Origin of the sequence: Telluribacter sp. (assembly GCF_035998675.1) — a bacterium.
In the GTDB taxonomy this organism is placed as follows: Bacteria; Bacteroidota; Bacteroidia; order Cytophagales; family Spirosomataceae; genus Telluribacter.
In genome coordinates, this window is the sequence record NZ_DASYHI010000023.1 from 72,734 (window position 1) to 86,248 (window position 13,515).

General features: G+C 50.0%; 5 protein-coding genes. 1 reads left to right on the forward strand and 4 read right to left on the reverse strand.

Annotation, left to right across the window (positions count from 1 at the left end):
• Window positions 1–189 precede the first annotated feature (189 nt).
• Window positions 190–6,339 carry a PAS domain S-box protein gene (locus VGN67_RS21220; protein ID WP_327488921.1) on the forward strand — a complete coding sequence of 2,050 codons (6,150 nt, stop codon included), beginning with the start codon at window positions 190–192 and terminating at the stop codon, window positions 6,337–6,339.
• Window positions 6,340–6,381: 42 nt separating this feature from the next.
• Here the strand turns inward: VGN67_RS21220 and VGN67_RS21225 are convergent, their stop codons facing one another.
• The 4 genes from VGN67_RS21225 to VGN67_RS21240 form a co-directional block, all read right to left on the reverse strand.
• On the reverse strand, window positions 6,382–6,564 hold the full coding sequence (locus VGN67_RS21225) for a hypothetical protein (protein ID WP_327488922.1): 183 nt from the start codon (window positions 6,562–6,564) through the stop codon (window positions 6,382–6,384).
• A gap of 140 nt (window positions 6,565–6,704) precedes the next feature.
• Window positions 6,705–8,045, reverse strand: coding sequence for an MFS transporter (locus tag VGN67_RS21230; protein ID WP_327488923.1), 1,341 nt, complete (start codon window positions 8,043–8,045; stop codon window positions 6,705–6,707).
• A 443-nt stretch (window positions 8,046–8,488) separates the two neighbouring features.
• A complete protein-coding gene (locus VGN67_RS21235; RefSeq protein ID WP_327488924.1) occupies window positions 8,489–9,526 on the reverse strand; it encodes a formylglycine-generating enzyme family protein in 1,038 nt (345 codons plus the stop codon).
• Window positions 9,527–9,639: 113 nt separating this feature from the next.
• Window positions 9,640–13,476 (reverse strand): PVC-type heme-binding CxxCH protein, encoded by a 3,837-nt coding sequence (locus tag VGN67_RS21240; RefSeq protein WP_327488925.1) that lies wholly within the window; start codon window positions 13,474–13,476, stop codon window positions 9,640–9,642.
• Window positions 13,477–13,515: the final 39 nt, after the last annotated feature.

A 13,515-nucleotide genomic window follows, 5' to 3' on the forward strand; every position in this document is an offset into this window, starting at 1 on the left:
TTATCACTTTATTTATTTATAATTTAGAAAATATTCCAACAAGCTGATTCGTGGGAAGGTTGAGGAGGGAGAAATTGCAGAAGCTGTTGGTTTAGGCTTTCTTCCTTCTCTTCTTAATCCAAAAAGCGGGGGTTTTTCCTTAAAAATCAGTACACACAAGAGAGTGTACTTTCCAGCATTGAATAAAAAATGAGTAACAAAATCCCATTATTTATAAAAATTATTGCCCCGTCTGCTGCTTCCGAAGTAGTAGTCAGGCTTTTTGAAAAACTACCTGCAAATTCGAGTTACGCGTTCCTTCTATTTGTTGAAGCCGACCGGCAATCCGTACTGCCGTTTTGGTTGAAAATAAACCAGGCTACCTCCCTTAAAGTATGGGAAGCTACTGCCGGACTGGCGGTTTTACCCAATCAGGTGTACGTCCTGTATCCTGCTGCCCGCCTTCAGCTGGAGAACGGCGTATTTGTTTCTACCGCGTTGGGGCCCACTACTCCGGAAGCCGTATTTGGCCCGGATTGGGATCAGTCAGCCCCCCCTGCCATAGCCATAGTACCTTCCTGGGCGGAGCGTAGGTGGCCCACCGTCCTGGACCAGTTCCGGCACAGGGGCGGCCAACTATTGTACCTGGACGATGCCGCCCCAAACGAAGAAGATCCGGCCGGAAATACCACTGTAAGTACCCCCGAAGAGGTAGCAGCGAAGATAGAAGCCCGGGAAGAAAAGCCGGTCAAAAATGGCATTGGAAGTTTTCAGCTGGCGGATGTTCAGCAACAGCGCTTCATTGAAAAAATCACGGACACAACTCCGGATATTATTTATATCCTCGACATTAAGAAAAGAAGAGTTACCTATATCAACCAAAGGGCGGTCGAGGTTTTTGGGCACGATAACGTCCAGAAGGTGTATAACCTGGGGAAGAATATTTTTAAGGAAGTACTGCATCCGGACGACTACCAGGCTCGCATGAAGCACATTGCGGAATGTACCTATTTGAAAAAAGATGAAATAAAGGAAATTGAAGTTCGCATGAAGGTGGCGAACGGGTCGTGGCGCTGGTTTAAAGTCAGGGACCGGGCATTTTTAAGAAATGAGGACGGTACTGTACTCCAGACCATTGGAATCATAACCGACATTCAGGAGCAAAAAGAGACGCACGAAATGCTGATTTCCGAACACGCGCGCCTGATGAATGCCGAAGTACTGGGTCATATCGGGAGCTTTGAGCGTCCGCTGCCAGGCAATACCATGATATGTTCCGATGAGTTTTACCGGATTCACGGACTGGAACCCGAGAACGGGGAATTTGTCGTGGACCGGCTATTCAACTATATCCATCCCGAAGACCAGAAGGCCCTGCGGGAACAGATTTGGGTTTCGCATACCATGGGCGCGCCGCTGGACATATTCCACCGGGTGGTGCGGCCCGACGGCGCTGTTCGCTACGTACACCGCCGGGCCGAAGTACTCACCGACGAGCGGGGGAAACCCGTAAAGGTGTTTGGTACGGTTCAGGACCTGACGAACATGAAACAGGCCTACGAGGAAATCATTGAAAGTGTATGGCTGCTGGATGCGGTTTTCAACGGAGCACTTTCTGAAATGATTGTCCTGAAGTCGGTTCGAAACGGAAAAGGTGATATTGTTGATTTTGAGTACCAATTGCAGAATAAAGTGGCCGAAACCGTGGCCGGAGGTAGTTTGGTTGGTAAAAGGTACCTGGAGCTGAATCCGGTGGATGGGAACTATGGCCTGTTTGATATTTACAAACGGGTGGTAGAAACGGGGGAGGCGGCGGATCTGGAAAGGTACTTTACCGGAAAGGGCTACCGTAACTGGTTCCGGCTTATTGCCGTTAAACTGGAAGACGGCCTGGTACTGACCATAGAAGACATTACGGATCGCAAGCGGGCGGAGGAAGAAGCTCAAAAAACCTCGAAACTCTTTCAGGATGTGTTTCAGGGGGTGCAGGTGCAGATTAACTATCTGAAAGCCGTGGTTGACCCCGCCGGACAGGTGGAGGACTTCCGGGTTATTCTCAGCAACAGCGAAAACTCCTGGAAGGTGGGGAAAAAGGGAAAAATAGGTCCCCAACGCAAAATAAGTGACAGCCTGCCGGGGTACCGTACCCACGAGTTGTGGGAACGGATGATCGAAGTTTACCAAACCGGGAAGTCCAGCCGGTTTGAGTGCTGGTACGGCCTGGATGGCCTGGATATGTGGATGGATGTATCGCTGGTCAGGCACGAAGATGGCCTGATTTATTCCTGCCAGCCCATAAATGACCGCAAAAAGGCGGAAATAGAGTTAACCAAAACCGTGGCTATCTTCAATAAAGCGGAAATAGTGGGAGGTATGGGTACCTACGAAGCTGACCTTGCCACCATGAACTTCCGGTTCTCGGATAATATGTACCGCCTGTTTGGTGAAGAGCCCCACTCATTTCAGCCTTCGATTGAATTTATTGAATCCCGCTCGCACCCGGAAGATATTATTTCCGTAAGACAGGTACTTGAAAAGGCCGTCGAAAACAAACAGCCGTACACCTACTACCGGCGTATATTTACTCCGGAAGGAGAAATGCGGCTCATTCACGCGCACGGAATAGTGGTAGTCGACGACGCAGGAAATGCCCAAAAGTTGCTGGCTACAATACAGGATGAAACTGAACGGAAAAGAGCGGAAGAAGCCATCAGCGAAGGCCAGGCCTTGTTGAACGGCATAGCCGAAGCGCAAACAGTAAGCATTTCGGCTTTTAAACCGCTTTGGGACGAAAACGGCAACATCATTGATTTGATTTTTACCTATTCAAATAAGGTAACTACCCAAATATCCGGTGTTGGTAATCTGGTAGGTTTCCGTTATTCTGAACTGTTCCCCAGTTCCCGCGAATCTCTTTTACCAGCGTTTATACGGGTCATTCACACCGGAGAAACCTTCGACCAGGAGTACCAGTTCGATGGTGATGGCATGAAAGCTACCTTTCGCACGGTAGCCACTAAAATGGGTGAGGGGGTTGTGGTTTCCACCGAGGATATCACAGAAAGAAAAGCGGCCGAACAGCAGTTGCTACAAATGAAAGAGGAGCTGGCGCAAAAAGCGACAGATAAATATTTTACCCTTTTCAACTCTATTGATGAAGGGTTTTATCGGAGTGAAGTTATTTTCGATGAAGACAACAAGGCTATTGATATCCGTTACCTGGAAGAAAACCCGGCGGCTGTTCGCATTATCGGAATGAGCTTCACCGGAAAGACGCTCAAAGAAATCAATCCGGCCTATGAAAGTTTTTGGTTTCAAATTTCGGGTGAGGTGGCGCTTACCGGTGAAAGCAAACGGCTGACACAATACTCGGAGCCGGATCAAAAATGGTTTGACCTTTACATCACAAAGGTTGGTGATGAGGCCAGCCGGGAAGTGGTGGTTGTTTTCCAGGATATTACTGACCTAAAAACAACCCAGCAGGAGTTGCAGCAAAACAGGGACCTGTTGCAATCCGTATTTGATGTGTCATTTAATGGGTTGAGCGTACTTAAAAGCGTACGAAACAAAGAGGGTGAACTGGTGGACATGGAATACCTGTTTGCTAACCAGGCCACCAAAAGAGTCAACAAGCGATATGATCTGGAAGGGAAACTATATTCCGAAGTCCACGCTGGTTTCAGGGGTACCGACTATCATGAGGTGGTAAAATGTGTAGTGGAAACCGGAGAGCCGCATCAGTACCAGTTGCGTTACATCTTTGAGCACCTTGACAACTGGTTTAATATCACAACGGTTAAGCTGGGTGACGGGGTTATTATTTCTTTTGAAGACATTACCGAAATAAAAAAAGCAGAGTCAATTCTGCGTGAAAGTGAAGAGCGACAGGCATTTTTACTTCAATTAAGCGATGAGTTGCGTCCTGTATCAGACCCGTTCGAAATTCAGGCCGTGGCTACCCGCCTCGCCATGCACTTTTTTGGCGCAGACCGGTGCTATTACTGTGAAATTGAGAATGATACGGCCAGTATCCGGCAGGATGCCTCAAAGGAAGGCTTGCCTTCGATAGCGGCATCCTATTCGCTCAGCAGCATGCCCCTCTTCAAATCCGTGCTGGATGCCGGGCATCCTATTGTGGTTCAAGACTCTAATACAACGGACTTGTTGGACGATAACCTGCGGCAGCTCTGTATTGACCTGCAAAAAATTTCCTTTGTGGATGTACCAGTCATCAAAAACGGTAAGCCTGCTGGCATTCTTTGCCTCACGCAATGCTTACCCAGAACGTGGACAGCCATTGAGGTAGCCTTAGTGGGAGAGATGGCAGAACGTACCTGGAGTGCGGTAGAAAGAGCAAAAGCCGAGGAAGCCTTGCGGCAGTCAGAAGAACGTTTGCAAAAGGCAATTTCAATCGAAACGGTTGGGGTAATTTATTTTGACCTGGACGGAGGTATCCATGATGCAAACAGAGCGTTTGAACGAATGAGTGGTTTTGCCAAAGAAGATTTTGTACGTGGTAAAGCGCGCTGGGACCAATTGACGCCACCAGAATTCATGGAAGTAACGCTTAAATCAAGGGAGGAGTTTTTAACCAGGTGGCAAAATACCCCTTACGAAAAACAATACATTCGGCCGGATGGCTCGAGGTGGTGGGGCCTTTTTGCCGGGAAACGGTTAAGCGAAAATGAATGCGTTGAGTTTGTTCTTGATATAACCGAACAAAAAGAGACAGAGCAAAAAATTATAGAGTTTAATGAGGTACTTGAGCAGCAGGTGGCAGAGCGAACACAAAATCTCATTAAGCAGTACCAGATACTCCGGCAGTCGGAGGAGGTGGCCCGTATTGGTAGCTGGGAGTACGAAATAGCCACCGATCAACTAACCTGGTCGGAAGGGATGTACCGCCTCTTTGGCCTGAAGCAGGGTAGCCCGGTTTCGCTGGATACCTACTATGAATATGTACTGGACGCCGACCGAAAAGCAGTTGAAAGATTAAGCCAGCACATGCGGTCCGGCATGGCACCCCCCGAAGAAACCTTCCGGATAAAGGTGGATAAAAAGGAAAAATGGATCCGTATCAATACCGAATCTATTTACGATGAAAATCAGCAGCCGGTAAGTATACTGGGCATTGACCTGGATGTAACGAAGGTGGTTGAAGGGGAGAATAAATTAAGGAAATTAACGGAAAGCATGCAGATAGTACTGGAAAGCTCCCCGGCCCAAATCGGGTACTTTAAGGCGGTACGAAATCAGGAGGGAAATGTAGTGGATTTCAGCCTGGCGGTCTGTAATAAAAAGTTTGCCACCTACCTGCAAAGGCCCATTGGAAAGCTGTTGGGTACCTCCCAGAAAAAAATAGCCTCCCGGCTCTGGGAGGAGCGCACGTTCGAAGTACTGAATGAGGTACTACAAACTGGCCGGCAGCTCTACGAAGAGCGCCAGAGTACCCGCCACGGAAAAGACTACTGGCTGGGTATTTCGGTCATTCAGCAGGAGGACGGGGTGGTAATCACCGGTCTCAACATTACAAGCCTCCGGGAAGCCGAGCAGCAGCAAAAGCGCTGGATGCGGGAGGTGGAGCGTTCTAACGAAACCATTCAGTCGCTGGAACAGATGCGTCAGCATGTGCGGAAGCGGGGCGAATTTCTGCGAACTACCTCCCATGACCTGCGGGGTAGTTTTGGCGTTATTGTGGGCGCTACCTCCCTTTTGAATATAGTTGACAGTGACGAGGAGCGAACCCAGACCCTTGATTTGCTACAGCGCAATCTGCGCCAGGTAACCCACATGGTGAACCAGCTACTGGATTTTTCCCGCCTCGAGTCGGGACAGGAAAAGTTGCAGATTGCCCGGTTTGACGTAGCCGAATTACTGCTTGAACTTTGTGAGAGTACCGGTCCGCTGGCACAGGAAAAAGGGCTTCGGATAGGAAATGAAGGTCCGGAATCTCTACTGGTGGAAGGAGATGCGGTCAAGGTCAGGCGGATTGCCCAGAACCTGGTACTTAACTCCATTAAATACTCCCGCAAGGGGGAGGTGAAGGTAAGCTGGACCCAGCAAAAAGACGAACGAAAGGAGACACGTTGGGTACTTACAGTTGCCGATACCGGCCCCGGCTTACCCGATAAGGTACTTGCCCGACTAACGTCTGATTCCCCGGATATGGGCTTTGAAGACGACGGTCAGGAGGAAATTTTTGGTTTCGGAAGTTCTTCCTCCGGCGAGGGTATTGGTCTGTTTATCGTAAAGCGATTGAGTGAGCTGTTAAAGGCGAAAATGGAAATAGAAATTATTGAAGGGAAAGGAACGCGGTTCAGTATTAGTTTTCCCGTCAGCTATTCCGACAGCGAGGTTTAAAAATCAACTGAGGCCGGATAGTTCCCTATTCAGCCTCAGTTATTATTGGCGGGCGTTCTGTATCGTGGCAAACAAGACCGGACTGAAAAAACGCAGGTTTTCCAGGATACAGGTCATGTTATAAAATTTGTTTACGTCTATTTCCGGGCTTTCCGCCATCGAAACCAATAACGCGTCCAGGGTTTCTACAAAACGTTCGTCAAACTCTTCTTTGGTCATTTCCATGGTACTGGCCTTGCTGTTACTTCTCACCTACTTAACCGCCGCCCGGCAATAAAGATTTCAAGGTACCTGCCCGGTGCCCCTAAGGGCCGCGCAGGGCGAATTTCTCATATATGATTTATGATATTTCTGAAGCAGATCGATCAGCTTACATCTTTGGATTTAATCATATAGGTGGCAATACCAGCCACGATGGCAGGAATGGCAAAGATCAGGAAGTTGATGGTCGTGGAAACGTTCATTCCAATTAGTAATCCGCCCAGCAACGGGCCCACCAACGCCCCGATACGCCCCGCCCCAATTGCCCAACCAATGCCAGTGGTACGTACTTCGGTAGGGTATATACGAGCAGCTACCGAGTAAAGGCCCACGAAGCCTCCCTGGATGGCAAATCCAATTAAACCAAACAGTACCAGTACCAGAATAGAGCCCGAAAATGCACTAAATGTAAACATGAGCAGCGCGGTCATGATCAGGAAAGTACCTATTACCTTCCGTAGGCCAAACCGGCCGGATAGGTAACCCTGCGTGAGTATACCGGCAAAGGAACCCAGGTTGAATACGGTACCGGCGTAAATAGCCAATTCAAGGCTCAGGCCGGTGTTGGCGGCCAGCTTGGGAATCCAGCTGGTAAGGAAGTAAAGTGTAACGAACGACATAAAAAAGGCGACCCACAAACCAATGGTTGCTCCTTTCCGGCCATCAGTAAACAGGGAATTAAAGGACGATACCTTCACAGCCTCCTTTTTGACATCAGGCATGTGGGTAAGCGGATCCAGACCCATTTTGCTGAGGATCCGGTTTGACTTCACCAACGCATTTTTGGGTTGGGTTTTGTAAAGAAAATCCAGGGACTCAGCCAGCAGAAAGTAAATAAGAGGAATAGTGATGGCCGTGGCAACACCAGCTACCTGGTACATGGTTCGCCAGCCGTAGGTAGGAATAACCGAGGCGGCCACCAGGCCGGACAGGAACGCGCCCAAGGGATAGCCACTGATAACCAGACTGACCCAAAAGTCTTTGGTTTTGTTGGGCGTATACTCCGAAGTAAGCGCAGGCGTGCTGGCCAGCATGGAACCGATACCCAGTCCGCTGATAAAACGGAAGATAACCAGGTGCACGATTGAATTGGCGTAGGCGGTGGCGAAAATACTGCCTGCCATAAGAATGGCGCTCAGTAAAATCATGGGCTTACGTCCAATAATATCCGTTTTTGGCGCCAGGAACATGGCCCCGGCGGTCATGCCTAATAATCCGGCACTGAATACCAAACCCAGCGTTTCGGAACTGATGGTCCATTCGGCGGCAATGGAGGGGGCGGTATAGGAAATAATCAATACATCCATTCCATCCAGCATATTCATCAGAAAACAGATAAATATGGTGGTATACTGGAGCCAGCTGAGGTTTCTGGTATCAATTACCGATTTCAGATCCACGTAGGAGTGGGAGGAGTTAGACGTTTTGTAGGTCTGCTGCGTCATTTTAAAGTTTTTCTAGTCTTACTGTGTATAAGAGAAGGCCACCGTTTCCCAAGTATACTGTTCTTCCCGCTTTTGCGGGTTGTGTACAACCTAAGGCGGGTAGGAAATAAGCGGCTATTCTTTCTGTACGGACGACAAAATAGGGCTTCTACCTCTAATCTCGGCCACTTTTTTTCAATTGTTATCTGGGGGCAGCCTTTTATTCCAGAAAATGGCAACGATCTCTGATTGGGCCAGTGCCAACGGGTTGAACGGTTAGTAAAAGTTTAGGTCACCGGTTTTCAGTAAACTACCAGATGTTCCCTCCTAAACCCAGGTTTTCAAGGGCATTTCCCGGACGGCCTCGTCCATCTGTTTGCGAAGTTTCCGTTAGATGGTCATAATGTTTTTTTCGATTGAAGATACCCTCATGTTGGGCCGAACGGAAAGGTGCCCAAATAAATTTACCTGTTCATTACGCAACGGAAGCCGAGGTTATTACTACCGCTGCTAACTTCGCCTTTTCCCCGGCTGCCCGCTTTATAACGCACGCAGTACTGGTCGCTGCAAAGAAAGGAACCTCCCCGCTGGACATATTTGACGGTTCCGGGCTCGTCCGGGTCGTGGCTGCTGGAGGGACCCCTGGGATTTTCTTTGGCAGAATTGGCGTAATAATCGGGGCGGTAGAGGTCGCTGCACCATTCCCATACGTTGCCATCCATGTCGAACAGCCCGTACCCATTGGCCGGGAATGACTTTACCGGAGCCGCTCCGGCGAATCCGTCTTCCTGGGTATTGCTATCGGGGAAGTTGCCCTGGTATATGTTGGCGACCCATTTGCCCTGTGGCTTTAATTCTTCACCCCAGTAGTAAGTACTATTTTTCTGTCCACCCAGCGCGGCATACTCCCATTCTGCTTCGGTAGGTAGTCGCTTGCCGGCCCATTTGGCGTAGGCCACCGCATCTTCAAAGCTGACGTGTACTACCGGAAGATTTTCCCGGCCTATGATACTACTTCCGGTACCTTCGGGTTGCCGCCAACTGGCACCTGGTGCATAGGTCCACCATTGCAGCGGATTATCCAGCGATACCCTTTGAGCCGTTGGCGTAAATACCGCAGAACCGGGTACCAGCTTATCCGCCGGGACACCCGGGAAATCGGCCGGATTAAGCGGTCTTTCGGCCACCGTTATATAGTTGGTAGCTTCAACAAACTTAGCGAATTCGGCGTTGGTCACTTCGTGGGGGTCCATCCAAAAGCCAGCTACTTTTACTTCGTGTACCGGACGTGAATCCGGAAATTCGTCATTGCCCATCAGGAAGGTACCTCCTTCTATCCAGACCATGTTGCTCGTATCGCCCTTAGCCGTGGGAGTTTCTTCCACGGCCAGATTTGTACTGTCTCCTTTTTTCTCCTGCCCGGTACCACAACCCAAACAAACCAGGATTGTCAGGGTGCCAAACAGGGTACTTTTTAATGTTGTATTATTATTGCAATTCATACAGTTGACTTCTTTCAGTAAAGGATATACCAATCAAAAACAAATGTGATTGGATTCTACCCTTACATCAAACACCGATTTTACTAAAAAAAGTATGATTATTCAGTCAATAATCATTTCGGTAGTTCAACCTGCTTTACGGTTCTTAAATATGCCACTAACTCAGAAACTTCCTTGTCCGATAAAGCATCCAGTAGTCCCGAAGGCATCATGGAAGCCGGGGTCGCTTCCCGGGTCTGAATGGAGGATTTATTAAGTACTACCGCTTCCTGCCCTACGATTCGTAAGGTTAGCTGCCGGTCCGTTTCCTTTGATACATTCCCTACGTAGGTACGGCCATCGCGGGTGGTTACTACCACCATTTTGTAATCATCCTGTATTTCACCACTGGGGTCGAGGATATTCCCCAGCAAATAGTCCAGGTTGGAGCGATTGGAGCCCGTGAGGTCAGGTCCCAGGGTTCCGCCTTCCCCGTACAGGGTATGACAGGGAGCACAGGTACGCTGAAAAACCAGTCTGCCCTGGTTTGGACTGGCAGCGGAAATAGCTTTATCGTTAAGCAGGGTACGGTACTTCTTATACGCTTTTTCGTCAAATGCTACGTGGTCAATTGGGCCCCACACCTCCACAAAGCCACTCCCCACCACCCGGCGCAGCTGTCGGGCGGTGTAGGTCGGTATATCTTTTTTGGGGATGATACCTTTTGATATAGCCTGGGTTAGCAACCAACCGGACCTGGAACGGGAAGCTAGCGTCTGGATGGCTTCCGATTTCTCAGCCAGTGCCAACGAGGCGTAGCGGTCTATTAATCCTTTGGCCAGGGGTTCACTGTCGAATCCGGCCATGGCCCGGATGGCTTCCAGCCGAAGGCTGGAATCATCCAGCAGGGCAGGAAGTACCTTTACCAGTTCCGGGCGCTGTTGTTGCGCCAGGGCCTGAATGGCCCTGCGACGTTGATCGGCGGATAGTTTCTCATTTTTCAGAGTAGCCAGATTATTCTGGGCAGCTTCGGTATCCCCAAACTGACGGGATATTCCTTGGACCAGTTCAGCGGTCGTTTTGCCCTGTTTTTCCAATTGCTCCCTGACCTTATTCCAATTGGCGGGGGTTTTAAAATCATTTCTCCCCTCCAATCCGTCCCGCATTCCTTCCAGCAGACTGGTCAGGGCTACTGGCAGACTGGTGAGGGAAGCTACCAGTGGGTCAATGGCATCGGCGTCGACGCAGCGCCTGGCGGTAAACTGGGCCACCATTGGAATCTGGCTTTGGCTTACCAGGGCCAGTGCCCGGGCGGGATTTTCCTTCACGATTTGCTCCATACCATACCAGATCATTTTGGGCAGGTTGTGATCCTGCGCGTCTTCCGGATGCGTCAGCAGAGCCGCTATTAAGGCCCATCTTTTAGCGGGTTCAATACGCTGTAAGGCCGACGCCAGATACAACCGCACCACGGCAGATTTATCGGACCGGGCCATCAGGTTGAATTTTTCCAGTGCCTCGGCCGTTGGCTTTTTATCTTCACACAGAAACTGAATGGCCCAGGAGCGGACGTATTCATCCTTGTCATTCAGGGCTTCCAGCAGGGCCTTTCCGTCCAGACCTTTTGTTACGTTCAGTGTCCAGAAAGCACGCAAACGATAATCTGCCGGGGAATCACCCTGGTATAGTTTACGAAGGCTGGCGTGGGTACCTTTAGCTAATGAATTTTTCCAGGCGCGGTTTTGTAAAATAATTCTGGCCCGGCGGGCGTGCCATTCGCTGGGGGAAGTTTGTAAATCAACCAGCTGGGCGTCGGTCATGGCGTTTAGGTCCGTGTATCGTCCTTTCCAGTTCTGCGCCTGGGAAACCTTGGGCATTATCCTGAAAATCCGTCCCGTTTCTGAATTAAGTACATCCGAGCCGCAGATATCGGCATCGTGCCAGTCCAGTACGTAAAGACCCCCTTCGGGACCTACCTCCATACTAAATCCAACCCACTGGGCATTGTTCGCCATCATAAAATCATCACTGTGCTTTCCGCTGTATCCTGAACCCCTGGGTTGAAGTACATCCGATAGCACGCCATGCTCATGGATATTAGCCATAAACAGCTTACCCCGTTCCGCCTCGGGAAAGGCATCGGAAAGGTACACCCGGGCTCCCCCGTGGGCCGAACGGTGGCTGTGGTCGGCAATGGTTTTTATATCTTCGTATACATACGGATTAAAGTGCTGCCCGCCCTGCCGGTGGTAAATCCCCCCGGGTATTACGTGCCAAAGGTGCGGAATAACGCAGGCAGTCATCAGGAGCTGCCCTTTCGCGTTGTAATCAATTCCCCACGGATTACTGAATCCATGGGCAACTACTTCAAAAATATCCCTGGTTGGGTGGTACCTCCATACGCCTCCGTTAATATCTACCCCGTCGCCCTCCAGTATATCTTCCGGAAAGGCATCCCTGTGTTTGTAGAGTTTACCTTTTCCTTTGGGCTTACCTACTTTGGAAGGAGTGGCGAAGCCCTGCAGGCCATACAACCAACCGTCGGGGCCCCAATGGAAACTATTCAACGTTTCGTGCCGGTCACGAATACCCCAACCCGTAAGTCGTACCTCAATCGCGTCCAAATCCGCTTTATCGTCCTTATTTTTATCGGGTACAAAGAGCAAATTGGGCGGCGCACCCACAAACACCCCGTCGAAACCTACCGCCAGGGCTGCAGGAAAGGCGATACCTTCCAGAAACACTTTCCGGCTATCGGCCGTACCATCGCCATTGGTATCTTCCAAAATCAGGATTCGGCTGTCGCCCGCGTTAGAAAAACCTTTACCCCTCGATTCATAATCTTTGTTTTCGGCAATCCAGAGCCGGCCGCGGTCATCCCAGCAAAAGGCCATCGGTTGGGTCATCATGGGTTCGGAGGCCCATACGTTGACCTGGTACCCATCCTTGACGGTCATGGCGGCTACGGCCTCCTGCGCGTTCAGAAATTTGGCTTCCCGGCCCTCCTTTTGGGCTATGGCCCACAAAGCTGCGGTATTATAGGTACCCTTGTTTCCAATGAATTCTCCAAAAATGCCGGTAAGTTCCACGTCATTGAGCACCCCGGTATATACCACCAGCTGATGCTTAATCACTTCGGTTTCTCCTTTTTTAATGTGCCAGTCGCCTTTTCTGGCGCGGGCCGGACCGGCTCCCAGCTGACCGTCAACCCGCCAGGTCTGGGGGTACCCTTTGTTTTCAGGATGGTCAAAAATGGCAATATGCGCCAGGTCATCGCGGCCTTCTACCTGCATGGCAATGTCTACCCACATGGCAGGCTGCCCTTCGGCTTTTTCATTGCGCTGGCGGGCGGCATTGACTACTTCACCTTTGATACCGGCTTTCCAGGGCATCCGTACAAACAGCCCGCCGTAGTCATATTTGCCAATGGTCACATCCGTTTTAGCTTCTCCATTCCATTCCAGGTCCAGTAAATATCTGCCATCTTTCTGTCGCATGGACCAGGTCTGGGTTTCGGTAAGGACGGCCTGCCCGGTGGAATCGAGAAGGTTATAAACGGTTTGCCATTTTACTTCGCTGCCTTTTGTTTCCAGTACTTTGGCGGATACCCTTTGCCAGTAATCTCCTTCGGGATGATGAAAATAATCGCGTCCGTTTACCCGGGTATACCCCCAGTATATGCCGGTTTGGTGCTTATGGTGACCGGGGCTATATTCAGTTAAGGTACCTTTACCGTCGGGGGCCACCAGGGGGTGCAGGTAGGGCCGGAAATTTGCCTTGGCGTGTTGGGTCAGGATGGGGGATGTTTCCCCCTTTCTGAAAATGCTGATAGTTTCTTCTGCTTCGTTTTGTACTATCCGAAGTTCTACCTCATCGACAGGTACCGGCTGGGTTATGGCCGTAGGATCCAGGAAAAGAAAGCTCAGGTTCATTAATAACAGGAGCAGTAGAAGCGGGGCTGATTTGAGCATAGGAAAATCCTGATTATTTTACAATGTTGTTTAACCTAT